Source organism: Streptomyces sp. AJS327 (assembly GCF_013450295.1).
Lineage (GTDB): Bacteria > Actinomycetota > Actinomycetes > Streptomycetales > Streptomycetaceae > Streptomyces.
In genome coordinates this window covers 59,974-74,946 of the sequence record NZ_SKBR01000004.1, presented here as the reverse complement: position 1 = coordinate 74,946, position 14,973 = coordinate 59,974, and the positions used below count along the sequence as shown (strand labels likewise).

28 protein-coding genes and 1 pseudogene are annotated in these 14,973 nt (G+C 72.2%); 27 read left to right on the top strand and 2 right to left on the bottom strand.

The window, feature by feature from the left end:
• The 25 genes and pseudogenes from E0L36_RS22155 (at window position 1) to E0L36_RS22040 (ending at window position 12,240) form a co-directional block, all read left to right on the top strand.
• On the top strand, window positions 1-231 hold the full coding sequence (locus E0L36_RS22155) for a hypothetical protein (RefSeq protein ID WP_180931070.1): 231 nt from the start codon (window positions 1-3) through the stop codon (window positions 229-231).
• Window positions 228-428 (top strand): hypothetical protein, encoded by a 201-nt coding sequence (locus E0L36_RS22150; protein WP_180931069.1) that lies wholly within the window; start codon window positions 228-230, stop codon window positions 426-428. The genes E0L36_RS22155 and E0L36_RS22150 overlap by 4 nt, the downstream gene beginning before the upstream one ends.
• Window positions 428-1,285 carry a hypothetical protein gene (locus E0L36_RS22145; RefSeq protein ID WP_180931068.1) on the top strand — a complete coding sequence of 286 codons (858 nt, stop codon included), beginning with the start codon at window positions 428-430 and terminating at the stop codon, window positions 1,283-1,285. Before E0L36_RS22150 ends, E0L36_RS22145 begins: the two co-directional genes overlap by 1 nt.
• On the top strand, window positions 1,278-1,517 hold the full coding sequence (locus E0L36_RS22140; protein WP_180931067.1) for a hypothetical protein: 240 nt from the start codon (window positions 1,278-1,280) through the stop codon (window positions 1,515-1,517). The genes E0L36_RS22145 and E0L36_RS22140 overlap by 8 nt, the downstream gene beginning before the upstream one ends.
• 5 nt (window positions 1,518-1,522) lie before the next feature.
• Window positions 1,523-2,551 (top strand): YqaJ viral recombinase family protein, encoded by a 1,029-nt coding sequence (locus E0L36_RS22135; protein ID WP_180931635.1) that lies wholly within the window; start codon window positions 1,523-1,525, stop codon window positions 2,549-2,551.
• Window position 2,552: 1 nt separating this feature from the next.
• Complete coding sequence (locus E0L36_RS22130) at window positions 2,553-3,548, top strand: recombinase RecT (protein ID WP_180931066.1); 996 nt, start codon at window positions 2,553-2,555, stop codon at window positions 3,546-3,548.
• Window positions 3,548-4,276, top strand: a complete 729-nt coding sequence (locus E0L36_RS22125; RefSeq protein ID WP_180931065.1) for an exonuclease domain-containing protein — start codon at window positions 3,548-3,550, stop codon at window positions 4,274-4,276. The genes E0L36_RS22130 and E0L36_RS22125 overlap by 1 nt, the downstream gene beginning before the upstream one ends.
• The gene (locus E0L36_RS22120; protein WP_180931064.1) at window positions 4,273-4,527 is read left to right on the top strand and encodes a hypothetical protein; all 255 of its coding nucleotides are present in this window, start codon (window positions 4,273-4,275) and stop codon (window positions 4,525-4,527) included. The genes E0L36_RS22125 and E0L36_RS22120 overlap by 4 nt, the downstream gene beginning before the upstream one ends.
• Window positions 4,520-5,200 (top strand): hypothetical protein, encoded by a 681-nt coding sequence (locus E0L36_RS22115; RefSeq protein ID WP_180931063.1) that lies wholly within the window; start codon window positions 4,520-4,522, stop codon window positions 5,198-5,200. Before E0L36_RS22120 ends, E0L36_RS22115 begins: the two co-directional genes overlap by 8 nt.
• A complete protein-coding gene (locus E0L36_RS22110; protein ID WP_180931062.1) occupies window positions 5,197-5,421 on the top strand; it encodes a hypothetical protein in 225 nt (74 codons plus the stop codon). The genes E0L36_RS22115 and E0L36_RS22110 overlap by 4 nt, the downstream gene beginning before the upstream one ends.
• Window positions 5,418-5,987 carry a Holliday junction endonuclease gene (locus E0L36_RS22105; RefSeq protein ID WP_180931061.1) on the top strand — a complete coding sequence of 190 codons (570 nt, stop codon included), beginning with the start codon at window positions 5,418-5,420 and terminating at the stop codon, window positions 5,985-5,987. Before E0L36_RS22110 ends, E0L36_RS22105 begins: the two co-directional genes overlap by 4 nt.
• Window positions 5,984-6,259, top strand: coding sequence for a hypothetical protein (locus E0L36_RS22100; protein WP_180931060.1), 276 nt, complete (start codon window positions 5,984-5,986; stop codon window positions 6,257-6,259). The genes E0L36_RS22105 and E0L36_RS22100 overlap by 4 nt, the downstream gene beginning before the upstream one ends.
• Window positions 6,256-6,495, top strand: a complete 240-nt coding sequence (locus E0L36_RS22095; protein WP_180931059.1) for a helix-turn-helix domain-containing protein — start codon at window positions 6,256-6,258, stop codon at window positions 6,493-6,495. The genes E0L36_RS22100 and E0L36_RS22095 overlap by 4 nt, the downstream gene beginning before the upstream one ends.
• A gap of 303 nt (window positions 6,496-6,798) precedes the next feature.
• The gene (locus tag E0L36_RS22090) at window positions 6,799-7,143 is read left to right on the top strand and encodes a WhiB family transcriptional regulator (protein ID WP_308416878.1); all 345 of its coding nucleotides are present in this window, start codon (window positions 6,799-6,801) and stop codon (window positions 7,141-7,143) included.
• 86 nt (window positions 7,144-7,229) lie between these two features.
• Window positions 7,230-7,481 (top strand): helix-turn-helix domain-containing protein, encoded by a 252-nt coding sequence (locus tag E0L36_RS22085; protein WP_180931058.1) that lies wholly within the window; start codon window positions 7,230-7,232, stop codon window positions 7,479-7,481.
• A gap of 80 nt (window positions 7,482-7,561) precedes the next feature.
• Entirely contained in the window at window positions 7,562-7,858 is a 297-nt protein-coding gene (locus tag E0L36_RS22080; RefSeq protein WP_180931057.1) for a hypothetical protein, read from the top strand.
• Between the two features lie 128 nt (window positions 7,859-7,986).
• Window positions 7,987-8,973, top strand: coding sequence for a hypothetical protein (locus tag E0L36_RS22075; protein ID WP_180931056.1), 987 nt, complete (start codon window positions 7,987-7,989; stop codon window positions 8,971-8,973).
• Complete coding sequence (locus E0L36_RS22070; protein WP_180931055.1) at window positions 8,970-9,416, top strand: hypothetical protein; 447 nt, start codon at window positions 8,970-8,972, stop codon at window positions 9,414-9,416. The genes E0L36_RS22075 and E0L36_RS22070 overlap by 4 nt, the downstream gene beginning before the upstream one ends.
• A gap of 63 nt (window positions 9,417-9,479) precedes the next feature.
• Window positions 9,480-9,695 (top strand): annotated as a pseudogene (locus E0L36_RS28570) (DUF6283 family protein); the annotation flags it as partial.
• 31 nt (window positions 9,696-9,726) lie between these two features.
• Window positions 9,727-9,951, top strand: coding sequence for a hypothetical protein (locus E0L36_RS22065; RefSeq protein WP_180931054.1), 225 nt, complete (start codon window positions 9,727-9,729; stop codon window positions 9,949-9,951).
• 99 nt (window positions 9,952-10,050) lie between these two features.
• Entirely contained in the window at window positions 10,051-10,218 is a 168-nt protein-coding gene (locus tag E0L36_RS22060; RefSeq protein ID WP_180931053.1) for a hypothetical protein, read from the top strand.
• Between the two features lie 80 nt (window positions 10,219-10,298).
• The gene (locus E0L36_RS22055; RefSeq protein WP_180931052.1) at window positions 10,299-10,844 is read left to right on the top strand and encodes a hypothetical protein; all 546 of its coding nucleotides are present in this window, start codon (window positions 10,299-10,301) and stop codon (window positions 10,842-10,844) included.
• Complete coding sequence (locus E0L36_RS22050; RefSeq protein ID WP_180931051.1) at window positions 10,841-11,236, top strand: hypothetical protein; 396 nt, start codon at window positions 10,841-10,843, stop codon at window positions 11,234-11,236. Before E0L36_RS22055 ends, E0L36_RS22050 begins: the two co-directional genes overlap by 4 nt.
• Entirely contained in the window at window positions 11,226-11,672 is a 447-nt protein-coding gene (locus tag E0L36_RS22045) for a hypothetical protein (RefSeq protein WP_180931050.1), read from the top strand. Before E0L36_RS22050 ends, E0L36_RS22045 begins: the two co-directional genes overlap by 11 nt.
• On the top strand, window positions 11,656-12,240 hold the full coding sequence (locus tag E0L36_RS22040) for a hypothetical protein (protein ID WP_180931049.1): 585 nt from the start codon (window positions 11,656-11,658) through the stop codon (window positions 12,238-12,240). The genes E0L36_RS22045 and E0L36_RS22040 overlap by 17 nt, the downstream gene beginning before the upstream one ends.
• Here E0L36_RS22040 and E0L36_RS22035 read toward each other — a convergent pair.
• Window positions 12,204-12,449: a hypothetical protein gene (locus tag E0L36_RS22035; RefSeq protein ID WP_180931048.1), complete on the bottom strand. Its 246-nt coding sequence runs from the start codon at window positions 12,447-12,449 to the stop codon at window positions 12,204-12,206. The two genes, E0L36_RS22040 and E0L36_RS22035, sit on opposite strands and share 37 nt — an antisense overlap.
• A gap of 375 nt (window positions 12,450-12,824) precedes the next feature.
• Between E0L36_RS22035 and E0L36_RS22030 the strand changes: the two genes are divergently transcribed.
• Together E0L36_RS22030 and E0L36_RS22025 are read left to right on the top strand one after the other, a co-directional pair.
• Window positions 12,825-13,904 (top strand): hypothetical protein, encoded by a 1,080-nt coding sequence (locus tag E0L36_RS22030; protein ID WP_180931047.1) that lies wholly within the window; start codon window positions 12,825-12,827, stop codon window positions 13,902-13,904.
• A 361-nt stretch (window positions 13,905-14,265) separates the two neighbouring features.
• The gene (locus tag E0L36_RS22025) at window positions 14,266-14,520 is read left to right on the top strand and encodes a hypothetical protein (protein ID WP_180931046.1); all 255 of its coding nucleotides are present in this window, start codon (window positions 14,266-14,268) and stop codon (window positions 14,518-14,520) included.
• A 76-nt stretch (window positions 14,521-14,596) separates the two neighbouring features.
• On the opposite strand, the gene E0L36_RS22020 is transcribed toward E0L36_RS22025, so the two are convergent.
• A complete protein-coding gene (locus tag E0L36_RS22020) occupies window positions 14,597-14,884 on the bottom strand; it encodes a hypothetical protein (protein ID WP_180931045.1) in 288 nt (95 codons plus the stop codon).
• Window positions 14,885-14,973: the final 89 nt, after the last annotated feature.

Below are 14,973 nucleotides of genomic sequence, written 5' to 3'. Positions count from 1 at the left end.
ATGAACCCGCTCGTTCTCGCCGCCGTGATCGCGGCAGCCGTACTGATCCCGGCGATCATCCTCGTTCGCCGCGCCTCGATGGCACCCCCGAAGGACGCGCCGCACAACCCCCGCACCTGCGCTCGGTGCGCCTCCATGCGGCACCCGTCCCAACTCCACGCGAACAGCCCTCTGTTCAGCCTTCCCCGGCAGCGCAGCGCGCCTGACCACCGGGACGGAGGTGCGTCGTGAAGCCGCACCCGCTCGCGGTCATCCCGCGCCACGACGACGGCACGCTGTGCGGGCACAGCCCGGCCGACACCTGCCCCGGCACCGGTGACCTGCTCGCGCTGTGCGCCTGCGGCTGGCGCACCACCGGCACCGTCCGGCTCGGCCTGACGGCGCTCCACGGCGAGCACGCCCGCGTGCTGACGGGTGGTGACCGCTGATGGCCGCCCGCATCGCACCGAGGCACAGCGAGATCGCACGGCGCGCCCGCGCAGCGCGCGGCAACTGGGTCCTCGCGGCCGTGTACCCGGCGGCCGACGGCGGGCAGTCCGCCGCCCGCCGCATCCCCCGCGCGGAGCGGATGCCCGCCTACCACCCGCCGGGCACGTACGAGGCGTACGACGCCCGGCACGACGACGGCACCGCCGTGTGGGTCCGCTACACGGCCGGCCTCCCCAAGCCCGCGCCCCGCCCGCCCGCCGTCACCTACCGGGTGTGCGACCGGGGCACGAGCCGCAGCTACGAAGGCGTCCGCATCGTCGCAGTGACCGTGTCGCCGGACTGCCCGCGCTGCGGCGGCCCCCGCGGCAGCGCGGTCCCGTACCGCTTCCCCGAAGACGGCGAGTGGTACGTCGCCGACAAGTGGAAGAACGGCTGCGGCCACACCGACATGTACGCCGCCGTGCTCGCCGAGGGCCGCGAGCTGGCCCGCTTCGTCGCTGACGCCACGCTCGCGCTCGACGACGAAGCCTCGGACGAGAACGAGGAGTTCGGTGCGGCCGTCGCTCTGCTGCGCGCGCTGGAGAAGAAGCAGCGGTTCCTGACCGCCCGCCGGTCCGCGCTGCTGCTCGCCGTCGCCGGACACGACGAGGCCGCGCGCCGCGTCGAGGAGGAACGCACCTCGACCTCGGGCCGCATGTCCGCCCGGGACGCCGCCCAGTTCCTCGTCGGCCTGGCCGCCGCCCGCGCCTCGTGCACCGACTGCGACGGCGGGCGCATCAACTACCAGGCCCGGGATAGCGAGTTCGTGTCCCTGCGCTGCGGCCGGTGCCGCCGGGATGTGGTGCCCCGTGCGTGACCTGCCCCGCGACCTGCGCACGCCCGCCGAGGTGGCGTGGATGCGCATCGCCGAGAGCGACGACCCGGTGAAGTTCCAGACCGTCCTGGGCCGCGTGAGCGCCGCCCTCACCGCCGGATCGGACATCGCGTCGGCGGCGTGGACGGTCGACGACCCGGTTCGGACCGCCGCCGAGATCGAGGCCCTGGCCGCCGCACGCCGCCTCAACTCCTGCCGGAAGGACCCGAAGTGACCACGATGACCGCGCCCTCGGGGGCGCCAACCGCGCGGCTGCTGCTGCCCGCCGACGCGCCCGAAGCCGAGTGGCACGCCACCCGCCGGGCGGGAATCGGCGGCTCGGACGTCGCCGCGATCCTCGGCCTGGACAAGTACCGCGGCCCGCGCCACGTGTACGAGGCCAAGCACGGCCGGCCCGACTTCGTCGACAGTGAGTCCGCCGAGATCGGCCGGGAGATCGAGGACTTCATCGCCCGGCTGTTCTCGAAGAAATCCGGCGTGGACATCGCGACTCCGCCGGGGACGCTCGTACACCACGAGCACGCGTGGATGCTCGCCAACGTCGACCGCTACTGCCTGTGGGACTCGGCGACCGGCGCGGTCGCCGGTCCGCTGGAGTGCAAGAACCGCAGCGAGTACCAGTTCGCCGATTGGGAGGACGGCGTCCCGGACGCTCCGGCGCTCCAGTGCCACTGGTACATGGCCGTCGGCGGCTGGGACGTCGGATGGGTCGCCGCCCTCGTCGGCGGCAACAAGCTGCGCTGGCACCTCGTCGAGCGCGACGAGGAGATGACCGGCTGGCTCGTCGACAAGATCGGCCGGTGGTACCAGCGGCACGTCGTCGACGGCGTGCCCCCGGAGGCCGACGGACTGGAGGCCACCACCGAGCTGCTGGCCAGGCTGTGGTCGGTCAAGCCGGAGGCGGTCACCGAAGTCGACGTCGCCACCGCGAAGGAGCTGCGCGCCCGCCGCTTCGACCTGAAGGCGCGGGTCAAGACGATCGCCGACGAGCTGCGCACCGTTGAGAACGAGATGCGCCGCCTGACCGGTGAGGCCGAGATCGCCAAGGCCGACGGGCAGCCGGCGTGGACGTGGAAGCAGAACGGCGCCTTCGCGCCGAAGAAGTTCCGCGAGGCACTCCCCGAGCTGGCGGCCGAGTACACGCACCTGGTCGAGGCCATCGACACCGACCGGCTGAAGGACGAGAAGCCGGAGATCTTCGCCCAGTTCCGTGCCCGGGTACTCAACGTGCCCGCGAAGGGGGTGTGACGTGGCGAACACCCTGAAGGACCGCGTCCGCGCCGCGACGAGCGACGAGCCTAAGCGGACGGAGGTACGTCCGGCCGCCGCGGTCGAGGACGGCACGGAGGAGGAGCTGCACGCCGCTGAGCGTGCCGAGGGCGGTGCGACGACCGACGCCGTGCTGGCCTGGCTGGAGCGGTACGGCGAGCACTTCACCAAGGCCCTGCCCAGCCACGTCGACCGGGGCGCGTTCCTCGCGGCCGTACGGTCGGCCCTGCCGGACCTCGCGCCGTGCACCCCCGCCTCGCTGCTGCAAGCCCTCCTCGCGTGCGCGCGGTTCGGGCTGATGCCGGACGGCCGTCACGCCGTCATCAAGCGCGAGGGCAGGCTCGCCAGCTTCGTGCCGATGTACCAGGGCTACGTGGACTTGATGTACCGGTCCGGCCGGGTCGGTTCCGTGCACGTCGGGATGATCCACGCCGGGGACGAGTGGAACTACGAGCCGAGCGCGCCGCCGCCGCTCGACTTCACGCACAAGCCGGGCCTGACCCTCACCCGGGAGCAGCGCGGCAAGCCGATCCTGGCGTACGCGTTCTGCTGGCTCGCCGGGGGCGCCCGCTCCCAGGTGGTGATCCTCACGCGGGAGGACGCCGAGGAGATCCGCGACGAGTACAGCCAGGCGTACCGGCGGGCCGTGGAGTCCGGCAGGTGCGACTCCTTCTGGCACACCGACTTCGACGCGATGTGGGCGAAGTCGGCGCTGCGGCGGCTGCACAAGGTCGTGCCGATGTCGACGGAGCTGGTGCAGCTCGCCAAGGCCGACGACGCAGGCGACGCCGGGAAGGTGCAGGTCGTCCACGCCCCGGACGAGGACGCGCAGGCCCTCGCGGACGCCACCGCGGCCCACGCGGCGGCCGAGGGCTCGCAGGAGCCCGTACGGGCAGCCCAGCCGAAGAAGCGAGCGCAGCCGAAGCGGCCCGCGAGCCGAAAGACCCGCCGTCGTAAGGGTCGGGGGCGCCGCTGATGTCCTGGCACGAGCAGGGGTTCTGCGGGTTCGATGTCGAGACCACCGGCACGGACCCGGAGCACGACCGCATCGTCACGGCCGCCGTCGTCACCGACGGCGGCGGCCGGCCCGGCGCAGTGCGGCAGTGGATCGCCGACCCGGACATTCCGATCTCGCCCGGCGCGACGGCCGTGCACGGCTTCACCACGGAGGCGGCCCGCGAAGCGGGCCGCCCCGCCCACCTGGTCGTGAGCGAAGTGCTCGACGTTCTCGCCGACCTGGTCGCGGCCGGGAGGCCGCTGGTCGTGATGAACGCGCCGTACGACCTCACGATGCTGGAGGCCGAGGCCGAACGGCACGGTCTGCGCGGGCTGTTCGCCCGCCAGGTGCCGGTCGTGCTGGACCCGATAGTGCTGGACAAGCACGTCGACCGGTACCGGCCCGGGGCGCGGCGGCTGGACGCCCTCGCCCGGCACTACGGCGTGCAGCTCGATGACGCGCACGACTCCGCGGCTGACGCGGTCGCCGCCTGCCAGGTCACCCGCGCGGTGGTCTCCCGGACCTACGAACTGGCGCGGCTGTCGCTGAGCGAGCTGCACGAGCAGCAGGCCCGGTGGGCGGTGGAGCAGCAGGAGAGCCTGCGCGAACACTTCGCCACGACCCCGGGCAAGGAGCACCGCGCCCGCACGGTGCGCGTCGGCTGGCCGCTGATCCCGGCGATGCGCCCGGAGGTGTGGCCGGCATGAACGAACCCGTCCTGCTGGGCCTGCTGGCCGTCGCCGTCGGCGGCGGGACCGTCACGGCCGCCGTCCGGTCCTGGCGCAAGCCGCCGGGCCGTCACCGCGTCGGCCCGCCGACGGCTCGGTTCCACACCGGGGCTCCGCGCGCGTACTGCCCGGCCGAGGGCCGGGACACCCCGCACACCCTCGACGCCGGACGGCGCCGCTGCCTGGTGTGCAAGACCACCACGACAGCAGGGGATATCGACGATGGATGAGCCCTTCGGGCCGGAGTACGTCCGGCCGCCGCAGAAGGACTGCCCGGACTGCGCGTGCTGCACGGTCGACCTGTGCGAGCGCGGGCGCACCAGCCTCCTGGAGTGCGTCGGCCTGACGGCCGCCGAGCACAAGGACACGGTGTATGGCTGCCCGTGCTCGGCGGCGACGACCCGGCACACCGCGGCCTGGCGAGCCGGGCAGGTGCGGGTGACGCGCCTCGCCCGCGAGCTGCCGATCGGCCTGGAGGCCGAGGCGCTGCTGTCCGCCCTCGCAAGCGGTCAGGACATCGACGCGAGCGATCTGTTCGCCCAGTTGAAGGTGCGGGGCCTGGCGACGCTGACGGTCGACCTGCGGCCGGTCATCACCGACTTGGGCCGCACGTACCTCGCCGCGCGGGACGACGACCGCGCCACCGCAGGGGTCCGGGTCGTCGACGTCGACAAGAAGGCGCGCACGGCCCGGGTCGAAGTCGCCGCGTGGCGGCCGGAGGAGCCGGTGACCGTCCTCCTCGACCAGGTCACCAGCGACACCGGCCGCTCGGCCGACGAGCTGCCCGAGTGGCTGGCCGCCGAAGCGAACTGCCACGCACCCGACGCCGACCGGCTGGTGCTCACCGGGTTCTCCCTCACGCCGAGCCCCCCGAAGGGCTGGATGGACGGTGAGTCGCAGTGAACGCCCTCGCCGTCATCGTGCTGGTCGTGTGGGCGGTCGGTATCCCGCTCGGAGCCGCTGCCACCGTCGTGCAGGCCCGCCAGGACCCCTGGCTGAGCATGGCCTTCCACATCCGTCCGGTCGCCGTCGGCCTGTACTGCGCGCTCCTCGTGGTGTGGTGGCCGGCCACCGTGCTCGCGGCGCTCCTGCTGCACGTCTCCGGTCAGGGGGCACGCCGATGACGCTGCCCACCCCCGAGCCGACCCTGTTCGACGCCGGACCGCCGCTGGCGGTCGTCGCCTTCGACTTGTCCGTGGCCGCGACGGGCATCTGCTACCGGGACGGTTCGACCGCCACGGTGAAGACCCGCACCGCGGACGGTGACCGCCGTCTGCTCCAGATCGCCGAGGCCGCGCGGCTCGCGGTCGGCGGCCACCACATCGGGCTCGGCCACCCGCCGGTGCTCGCGGTGCTGGAGGACATCCCCCGCAACAGCCACGCCGCGAAGGCCATCGCCATGGTGCACGGCGTCGTCCGGTCGGTGCTCATCGAGGCCGGAGTGCCGTACGCGCTGATCACGGCGGCGACGCTGAAGGCGTACGCCACCGGCAAGGGCTCCGGCGATAAGACGGCGATGGTGATGGCCGCGTACAAGCGCGCCGGGCTGGAGTTCTCCGACGACAACTGCTGCGACGCCTGGTGGCTGTGGTGCGCGGGGCGTGATCACCTCGGCATCCCGCCGATCGAGCTGCCGAAGGCGCAGCGCGACCGCCTGGCGAAAGTGTGCTGGCCGGAGGTCGAGCGGTGAGCGCCCCGGACGACGCCGTATGGCGCGCCGCGTTCGCCGAGCGGACCGTCGCCCTGGACGGCGGGCACCTGCACTGGACCGGTACCACCAACACCCGCGGTACCCCGGTCTTGGCCATGGCCAACCAGGTGCACACCGCGTACCGGCTGTCCTTCGCCTGGCACCACGGCCGTGAGCCCGAGGGCAACGTCCGGCCCTCCTGCGGCTTCCCCGCCTGCGTGGCCGGCCCGCACCTGCACGACCGGGTGCTGCGCGAGAGGAGCAGCGCGTGACGTTCCCCGGCTCGACGTGGCACCGCGGCATCGACCTGATTGCGGTCGAGCGTGCCAAGTCGGGCCGGGGTGACCCGCCGGTCCTCACCGAGGAGGAACAGCGGTACGCGTGCCGGGAGATGACCGACGAGGGCTTCTCGGCGGCGTTCATCGCCGAGCGGCTGGGCGTCGCCCAGCGGACCGTCACGCGGTGGCGCGACGCCGACGCCCTGCCGGAGGGCGGTGATGCCGGGTGATCTGGGTCGAGCTGTTCCTTGCGTACGGCAGCGCCGTGAACACGGTCGTGGAGTCGCGGGACGTGTGGGCGCCCATCGTCCTCGGGCTCGCCTCGGCCGGGTGGGGGCTGCACCGCGCTCCGCGCCGGACACGGCACCGACGTCCTCGGACATCTGCCGGACAGCCTCCGGACACCGAGCCGGACTTACCCGTACGGGAGACACCCGCGAGGGGGGTGACCTGCGCGGACACAGGCCCGGACACGTCCGGGCCGAGGGGGCGGACATGTCCGGGCGACACGAAATGCACCGAGGAGCTGACTCATGGCACGACCGTCCCGCTACGCGCCGGACACCCTTCCCCGGCCGCACCACTGGATGGACGACGCTGCCTGCCAGGGCGTCCCCACCGCGGCGTTCTTCCCCGCCGGCGCGGGCGGCGTCCCCGCGTCGATCGACGCCGAGTACGCCAAGAGGGTCTGCGCGGGCTGCCCGGTCAAGTCTCAGTGCCTCACCCACGCGCTGACGTTCCGCGAGGACTACGGGGTGTGGGGCGGCCTTGACGAGCACGAACGCGCCGAACTGCTGCGCCGGGCACGGCGCGAGGCGGAGAACCAGCGCCGCCGGGAGCGCGCGAAGGAGAAGGCCGATGCCGCCACGGCCGCGTGAGCCCGCCCGGCTCGGATCGGGCCGCTGGCACCCCGCGGCCGGGCTCGACGCCCGGGCCGCATTCGGAGAACGAGAGGAACAGATCCATGAGCGAGACCACCGGCACGACGGTGAAGTCCCGGATCGGTTCGCGGCGGGGCAGCGAGTACCGGCCCCGGCTGCGCGGCGACGAGCGCGAGGAGATGCGCAGGACGCTCGCGAAGAAGTACGGCGCGGGCGCGTCGATCCGCACCCTGGCGTCCGAGCACAGCCTGTCGTACGGGCTGACCCGGCACCTCCTCGTCGAGGCCAAGGTGACGCTGCGCGGGCGCAGCGGGCAGCGGAAGGGGCGCGGGTGACGCGCGGGGCCGCGCCGTCGCCCGCCGCTGCGAGACGGCGCGGCCCCGCGGCCTCCGCCGGTAGGGAGAGGAGAGAGGCCATGCGGTGTCCGCAGTGCGGGGAGCCGGTGGTGTGGACCGTGACGGACGCCGGGCGGCGCCTGGCGGTCAACAAGGAGCCGGACGACGACGGGAACACCGCCGCATACCGGGACGGCACGGGAACGTGGCGGTCGCGGCGCCCGACGGACGAACTGCCCGTGGCGCGCTGGGAGAAGCTGTACATGCCGCACGTCGCGACCTGCGAGGCGCAGGTGCAGCGACGGCAGCGACGCCCGGCGGTCTTGCCGCCCGGCGTCGCGGACATGTCGGCGTACCGGCGCCGCGCTCGCCCCTGAGCGCCTGGTCGCACCTCGCCGCCCCAGCCGGCCCCGTTTCGTCCCCGCCCCGCCCTTGACCAAGGCCGCATCCCCTTCTGCTCTGCCCTGACCGGGCAGCGCCCTCACCACCCGAGAGAGAGCCCGCCGTGAACCACGAGCAGCAGCAGCCGGAGCGCAAACCCGGCTGCCCGCCGCACGAGTTCGGCAACGTCCTGGTCTGGCGGTGGTCGAGGGAGATCCCGCGCACGCTGAAGGGCGGCTTCCTGACGATGCTCTACGCGCTCCGGGCGATGGTCACGGTCAGCGGTGAGACGCGGTTCTCCGGCGACGGCAAGCCCATCCGCATCCAGGACATCGCCAAGGCCGCCGGATGCCGCGAGCAGGACGCCCGCCGCTACCTGGACGCCGCGATCCGCGCCGGTGTCGTCATGACCGTCGGAGAGCGCCGCCGTGGCCGCCCGACGGTCTACCGGCTGCTGAACTGCCCCTGGCCGGACTGGGCGAGCGCGGCCGACTACCTGAAGACCACCGCCCGTCCCCGGAAGACCGAAGAGGACGACGGAAGTTCGGGCCACAAAGGCTCGAACTCCGAAGGAGACGAAGTTCGGGCCACAGAGGCACGAACCGACGGCGAAGAGGTTCGGGCCACAGAGGCACGAACGGGTTCAGACCACAGAGGCACGAACGGTTCGGGCCACAGAGGCACGAACAACCCAGGGGTTACCCACGACAGAACCCAAGACATGGCTGATGTAGTACCGCAACCAGACGAACGCGCGGGCGCGCGAGATCCAGACGGTTCCAGCCAGCCGGACGAGCCCGAAGCACGGTCGTGCCCGGTCTGCACGACGGGCCGCATCGTCCGCCCGGACCGCGACCGCTGCGGCGGCTGCCTCCGAAACGCGCAGACGGGCGTACAGGGCGCGTTCCTGGTGCCGCTGACCGGCGGAGGCCAGGACGCTGCCCGCAAACGCCCGGAGCGCGTGCCCTGGCCCCAGGAAGACCCGGCCGCCCCGCGACGAACGTGCGGCTGCGGGCGCGAGTACCGGCTGCGGACCTCCGACCGGTGCCCGACGTGCCTGGTCACCGCCGAAGAGGAACGGCGGGAGCTGGAGGCGGTGAAGCACGGGTGAACCCTGACTTCCTGCCTGAGATCGGCCGCGCGGTGCGCGACATCGCCGCGTACGCCCATCGCGGCGAGGTCACGGACCAGACGCTCGCCGAGCTGGCCGAGGAGCTGGAACGCGCGGTGCACCTGGTGCGGTCCGCGCAGGGCAAGACCACGCCAGCGAACCGCTGCTCGCGGCACCCGGGCGGCCCCATCGACCCGACGGCCGACAACGGCTGCCTGCTGTGCGGTACGGCGAACCGGCGGCCGGCCAGGACGCTGCCCGAAGGGGTCGAGTTGGGCGAAGTCCTGCGCGCTGTCGCCGACGACGGCCACGAGGCAGCCGCAGCCCGCTACGGGGCGCAGGCCGTCGCCCGCGCGCTCGCCATCGGCACCCGCCACCCCTCGAAACCACGCCCCGGGCAGACCGCCCGGAAACCCCACCCCGAAGGAGAAACCACCCGATGACGAACGACACCGTGCCGCACCGCCGGTTCCCGTGCGCACGCTGCCCGTGGAAGCGCGACACCCCCCGGCGAGTTCAGCGCCGAGCGGTACGAGGCCCTGAAGTGCACCAGCGAGCAGCCCCACGGCATAGAACCCGGCCTGAGCGCACCGCTGTTCGCCTGCCACAAGACCGACGGGGGCGCTGAGGAAGCGTGCGCCGGATGGCTCGCCGCCGTCGGACACCGGCACATCGGCGTGCGCCTCGCCGTCGCGCACTGTTCAACGCCTACGAGGAGATGACCGCCCACCAAGGCCGTCGTCGGGAGGAGACGTGAGTCCCCGAGGCGCGTACACCGCGACCCCTTGCCGCGCGTGCCGGACACCGAAGCCGTCCCGGCTCTACCTGTGCGGCAACTGCTGGGAGCAGCTTCCGCCCGCCGCGCGCCGTGCCCTCACCGCACGCGGCGACCGCGTCCGAGCACTGGCTCGGCTGCGCGAGCTGCACACCCACATCGACGCCGGGCTGCCGCTCGGAGAGCTGGAGATCACGGCATGAACGAGCAGGACTACCGGCTCGACGTCGTCGAGGCACTGGAGCGCGCGAGCCGGGCGCCGGCTTGTCGCCTGGGCCGACGCGGCAGCGGCCAGTCTGCCCGTGTGGCACTGGCGTTTCCTCGCCGCCGCGGCCGTCCTCCTCGCCGCTCCCGCCGTCGCCTGGCTGCTCCACCCCCGGCGTACCGCGAACCGCCGCGCATACCGCGCCGAGGACACCGTGACGACCCCGCTCCCCAGCTGGAAGCAGCGCGGAACACCAGGTCCGTGAAGGACCGACCATCCTCCGTCACCGCGTGAGCACGATGCGTGCTCAGGCGGTCGTGGAACTCCCGACCCGATGGGACAGACATGCACGACAGGACGAACGAACACCCCGACGAGAGCGGCGAGTTCATGCCGCCGCTGCCTCCGTACTCGGGCGAGCTGACCGTGTGCGTGAAGTGCTCGCACAACGAGGCGTTCACGTACTACCGGCCCGCCTGCCCGCGCGCGATGCACGACCGCAACGGGCGGATGCAGCAGCGCGGTCCACTGCCCGAGCGGCTGGAGCGGGCCTGCCAGCGCTGTGACTACTCGTGGGACGAGGCTCTGGTTCCGGCCGAGGGCATCCACCCCGCCACGGTGGAGAACGTCGCCCGCGCCCTCCAGGAGTGCGCGCCGTACCCGGTGAATCAGCCGGCGGCGACGTACACCGCCGAGCGGCTGCTGGGCGTCGCACACGTCCTCCTCCGAGCCGACCACCCGATGTGGGCGACGGTGTTCGAGCACACCGGTCCGCTGCCCGCCGAACAGCCCACCCCGCCGCCCACGCCCGCAGGGCTGAAGCAGACGGTCCCGGCCACGCCCGAGCCGACCGGGCCGACCGTCCAGCAGGCGGGGTTCGTCGACCAGTGAGCCGACGGCACCGCCCGGACAGCCAGCAGGACAGAGCCGTACCGCCGGACAGCACTCCGGGCAGATCGGACGCCGCCCGGACAAGCCCGATTGAGCGCCCGGACGGTGTCCGGGTCGAGTACCGGGCACGCGTACCCCGGCACCTCGTCGGCGCCGCCTTCGCCGAAGCGCTCGCGGCGATCGGGCAAGCCACCCGCTCGGACACGGCCGGACAGGTCCCGGATAACGCCGGAGAACCGCCGGACACGGCCGACGCCGCCAGCGACGACACCGCCCGGGCAGCGCGTCCGGGCGGTGTCCGCCGCGCCCAGGTACGGGACGCGATCAACGACGCCTTCGACATCCCCTCGGCCCGGACCACCCCCCGGAGGAGTCCCGCTGATGCCCCCTGACACAGCCCGCGCTGCTCTGTTGCTTGCCCACCGCCTCGTCCAGCGGAACGGCCTGACGCTGCAGCAGGCGCTCACCGCCGTCGGCCAGGTCCTCCGCAGCGAGTCCGGCCCGTACACGGAGCTGGTGCGCGCCGAGTGCCGCGCCGCCCTCGGCGAGATGGCCGCTGCCTTCCGCCCGCTGGTTGAGGCCATGGCCCGGCAGCTCGCCCAGGCCGTTGCGGCGGCCGGGCCGATCCTGCGGCAGTTCGCCGAGTACCTGCGCTCCGCGCGCCCCGGCCCGGCCGCCGCCCGCCGCGACCGGCCGGCTTGGCAGTCGCCGTACGGGCCACCCGGTTCCCGAGCGGTGCCGTACGCCCCGAGTGCACGACACGGTGCATCTCCGGGGCGACGCCCTGGTCCCGCTGGCAGGAAGGGACCGCGTGCCCGACGACGATGACACGGTCGCCGCCCGGCCGACCCTCAGCCTGTGCGACGTCGTCCGCATCACGCCGTACCGCGAGGGCGAGCCGGATCATCGGCAGGCATGCACGACGTGGTTCCCGCAGCCGGTGACGCTGGTGTACGCGCATCGGGCCAGCCTGCCGCCCTTCGGGACGCTCACCGCTCCCCGCGGCCGGAACGTGCCGCCGCTGGTCGGATTCGCGCTGTCCGACGAGTCGGTGGCGTTTCCCGAAGCGGAGGCCGGGGTCGAGCGGTTGTGGCAGCACCGCGCGACCGGGGCCAGCGTCGATCTGTGGTCGTGGGCGGCGCCCGGCACCTGGGTGTACAGCCTCGTCGTCGAGTGGCGGCCGATGCCGCTGGAGGGCTGGCCCCTGGCCATCGAGGGCCAGGACGTGCTCGCCGGCGGGTCCGCCCATGCGTCCCGTGGACGCTACGCCTGGCCCACTCCGCCGCCGATCCCGAACCCGCACGACGTCGACCCCGACGTGCACTTCGTGCTGTCCACCGAGGCCAGCGGACCGCCGGTTCACCCCTGCGCGGCGTCGTTCTGGTGCTCGTGCTGAAGGTCGGTCCGGGCACCCGGGCTCAACTTCCGCTTTCGGAAGTACCGCTCGACTTCAGTCCACAGCCATAGCCGCACCCGGCCGCGCTCCCAGATCGTCGGGGGAAAGTCGCTGTCGTTCTTGACGATCTGCCGGATTCGAGCAGTGGTCAGACGTGGCAGCCCAGCCGCCTGGAGAAGGTCGGGCATCTCCGGGATGGAGCAGATCACCGGCCGCTCCTGGCCGTGAGCCTTCCGAACCCCTCTGGGGGAGCCGGGCATACCGCCGTCCTCTCACAACCTGTTTGCGCAACTGGCGAAAACAGGTAGCCTTCCGATCGCTACACCTGCGCCCCTGCCGTCGTAGTCGCATACGACAGCAGGGGCAACGGACAGCGGCGGCTCGGAAGTCGCACTCCGGGCCGCCGCACCCCCCGGTCACCTCGTAGTCGCACACGGGAGAGCCGGGGACGTCAGAGACCTGCCTCACAGGGAGCCCTCACGCATGGGTCACTCTACTGATCTAAAACCGGCGTCGTCGGCGGTCGACGCGGACACCGCGGGCGCCGGCACCTCGCAGTCGCCCCGCTTCGGCGGTGGTCCCCGATGACGCAGTCCGGCAGCGGCGCGGCCTCAGCGAACCAGGCCGAGGACTTCGACCAGCCGCGTATCCCCGGGGTCCGGTACCGCAAGGAGACCCGGTGCCGCGAGGAGGTCGTCGAGATCGACGGCCAGCCCGAGCCCCGCACCGTGGAGTACACGGTGTGGGTGCCCGTCCCTCCCCGCGACTGGGACCGGATCATCGTCAACGCTCTGACCTGTGCGGCGATCATCGTGACGCTCCTCGCGGTCACCGGCACGACCGCCGGCATCGGCACGCTCCTGGCGGCGCTGATCCCCGCGTTCATCGCCTACGGCGTCGCGCTGATCTTCGACGTCGTGTGGCTGGCGTGTGTCGCAGTCGAATGGCTGGAGCGCCTAGACCCGGCCCGCGCCAAGGCTGCCCGCACCGCCGGGTGGGTCTCGCTCGGCATCTCCATGGGTGCCGTCATCGCCTTCGGCCACCACTACAACGAGACCGTCGCGGGCGTCGTCGGCTCGATGGTCTCGCTGCTCGCGAAGGGCCTGTGGGTCTTCGTGCTGCGCTACCACGCCGTTCCGCTCAGCGACTCGGTCGCGTTCTGGCTCAACCGGCGCCGACAGAAGGCCGCCGCCTCCCTCGCCCTCGCGAAGCAGATGCGCCGCCTCGACGCGTACGACGCGTACATGGCCGCGGCCTTCGGTCCCGAGGCGGCCCGGGCGCACCAGATCAGCGCCCGCACCGCACCGGCCCTCAGCCATCTCGCGGACGCCGCCCCGTGGACGGTGCCCGATCCGTCTGGGACGCCGTCCGGGCACGCGGCGCCGCCCGCGCCGACATCCGGCCCGCTCCCGGACCAGGGCGGACAGGAGGAGGACAGCGGACCGGACAACGGGGACGAGACAGTCCTCCAATTCGAGAAGCCCGCGAAGGCCGAGACGATCCGGGCCGCTTTGATCGAGGACGCCGCGATCAGCGATGAGGACCTGCTCACGAAGGTCATCAAGGTGCACGGCAAGCCCGCCACGGAGAAGGAGCGGCGCCGGCTCGCCGAGACGGTGCGCCGGACGCGGCAGCGAATCGAGAAGAAGTCCAAGGCATCATGACTGCCCGCCGCGTGGAGGGTCAGCGCAGGTGCGGCGGGAGGAAGGCGATGAGCCCGTGTCGAGGCGTTCCACCACGGTCTTGAGGCTCTGGAGGATCGCGCGGAGCCGGGCTCGGGCGTTGTCGACGGTTCCCTAGCGCTAAGTTCACGGTCGTCGACGTGGAGACCTGCTACAGCCTCGGCGACGGCGGGGAGCAGCTCGCTTCTGTCACCGTCGCCGTGAAGCCCAAGAATTAGCGAAAGCCCGTTTTTGCGGTTCAATATTTACCCGCATAACAGAATTCCCCAAATGTACGGGTTGCCGAAATTCGCCTAGAATGAAATGGAAGTAATCGAGATTAATTAAGAAATGGGGAGCCGGAATGAGTGAGAAGATTATGGCCACCGAGCACGCTGCGATCAACCAGGTGGCGAACCAGATCGTGCGCCTGCTCGACGACTCGCGTGAGCTGATTCCCGGCCCCGCCTCCGAGCTGATCTGGGAGACGCGAGAGATGCCCATCGAGGGGGCCGGCGCCCGCACGCTCCGCGTGACCGCCGACTTCGGCGGCGAGCTGGTGGACATCGACCTTGCGATGACCTTCACCGTGAAGGGCACGCGCGGGTACGACGACTGACCACTCGCCTGCTGACGGGAGGGTCCGCACACGCAGTTGTGTGCGGACCCTCCCGTCATGCGGGGATTCACGGCGCTCAGGATTTGATGGACCTCACGGTCGGCTTCCTCTTCGGCTTGACGCCGTACTCCTTGGCGATGCCGTTGATGGTCTGCTCGGTGTACGGCGTGTGCTCCTGGAAGCGGTACATGGAGAGACCAGAGGCTTCAAGCTCCTCGGCGAGCACCTTGCGGTACTCGTGGCGCAGGCGCTCGGCCTCCTTCGCGGCATCGTTCATCGCCTTCTCGGCGTCCAGCATCCGCTGGGGCGGCTCCCACTCGCCGCTCGCGTCCGGCTTGTCGGGGGTGTTCGGGTGTGCGGTCATGCAGATCAGTATTCCACAAGCGTGCTTTGGTAAACGCGATTGGGCATTCCGCCTTAAGGTCTCTGACCTGTGGAAATAGTGATCCAAAC

Bases quoted from the DNA above. Each gene is read 5' to 3' on its own strand.
- E0L36_RS22080 (WP_180931057.1), top strand. From the start codon at position 7,562: ATGCGGTGTCCGCAGTGCGGGGAGCCGGTGGTGTGGACCGTGACGGAC.
- E0L36_RS22125 (WP_180931065.1), top strand. From the start codon at position 3,548: ATGTCCTGGCACGAGCAGGGGTTCTGCGGGTTCGATGTCGAGACCACC.
- E0L36_RS22085 (WP_180931058.1), top strand. From the start codon at position 7,230: ATGAGCGAGACCACCGGCACGACGGTGAAGTCCCGGATCGGTTCGCGG.
- E0L36_RS22055 (WP_180931052.1), top strand. From the start codon at position 10,299: ATGCACGACAGGACGAACGAACACCCCGACGAGAGCGGCGAGTTCATG.
- E0L36_RS22105 (WP_180931061.1), top strand. From the start codon at position 5,418: ATGACGCTGCCCACCCCCGAGCCGACCCTGTTCGACGCCGGACCGCCG.
- E0L36_RS22120 (WP_180931064.1), top strand. From the start codon at position 4,273: ATGAACGAACCCGTCCTGCTGGGCCTGCTGGCCGTCGCCGTCGGCGGC.
- E0L36_RS22020 (WP_180931045.1), bottom strand. From the start codon at position 14,884: ATGACCGCACACCCGAACACCCCCGACAAGCCGGACGCGAGCGGCGAG.
- E0L36_RS22025 (WP_180931046.1), top strand. From the start codon at position 14,266: ATGAGTGAGAAGATTATGGCCACCGAGCACGCTGCGATCAACCAGGTG.
- E0L36_RS22030 (WP_180931047.1), top strand. From the start codon at position 12,825: ATGACGCAGTCCGGCAGCGGCGCGGCCTCAGCGAACCAGGCCGAGGAC.
- E0L36_RS22090 (WP_308416878.1), top strand. From the start codon at position 6,799: ATGGCACGACCGTCCCGCTACGCGCCGGACACCCTTCCCCGGCCGCAC.
- E0L36_RS22145 (WP_180931068.1), top strand. From the start codon at position 428: ATGGCCGCCCGCATCGCACCGAGGCACAGCGAGATCGCACGGCGCGCC.
- E0L36_RS22045 (WP_180931050.1), top strand. From the start codon at position 11,226: ATGCCCCCTGACACAGCCCGCGCTGCTCTGTTGCTTGCCCACCGCCTC.
- E0L36_RS22155 (WP_180931070.1), top strand. From the start codon at position 1: ATGAACCCGCTCGTTCTCGCCGCCGTGATCGCGGCAGCCGTACTGATC.
- E0L36_RS22115 (WP_180931063.1), top strand. From the start codon at position 4,520: ATGGATGAGCCCTTCGGGCCGGAGTACGTCCGGCCGCCGCAGAAGGAC.
- E0L36_RS22135 (WP_180931635.1), top strand. From the start codon at position 1,523: ATGACCGCGCCCTCGGGGGCGCCAACCGCGCGGCTGCTGCTGCCCGCC.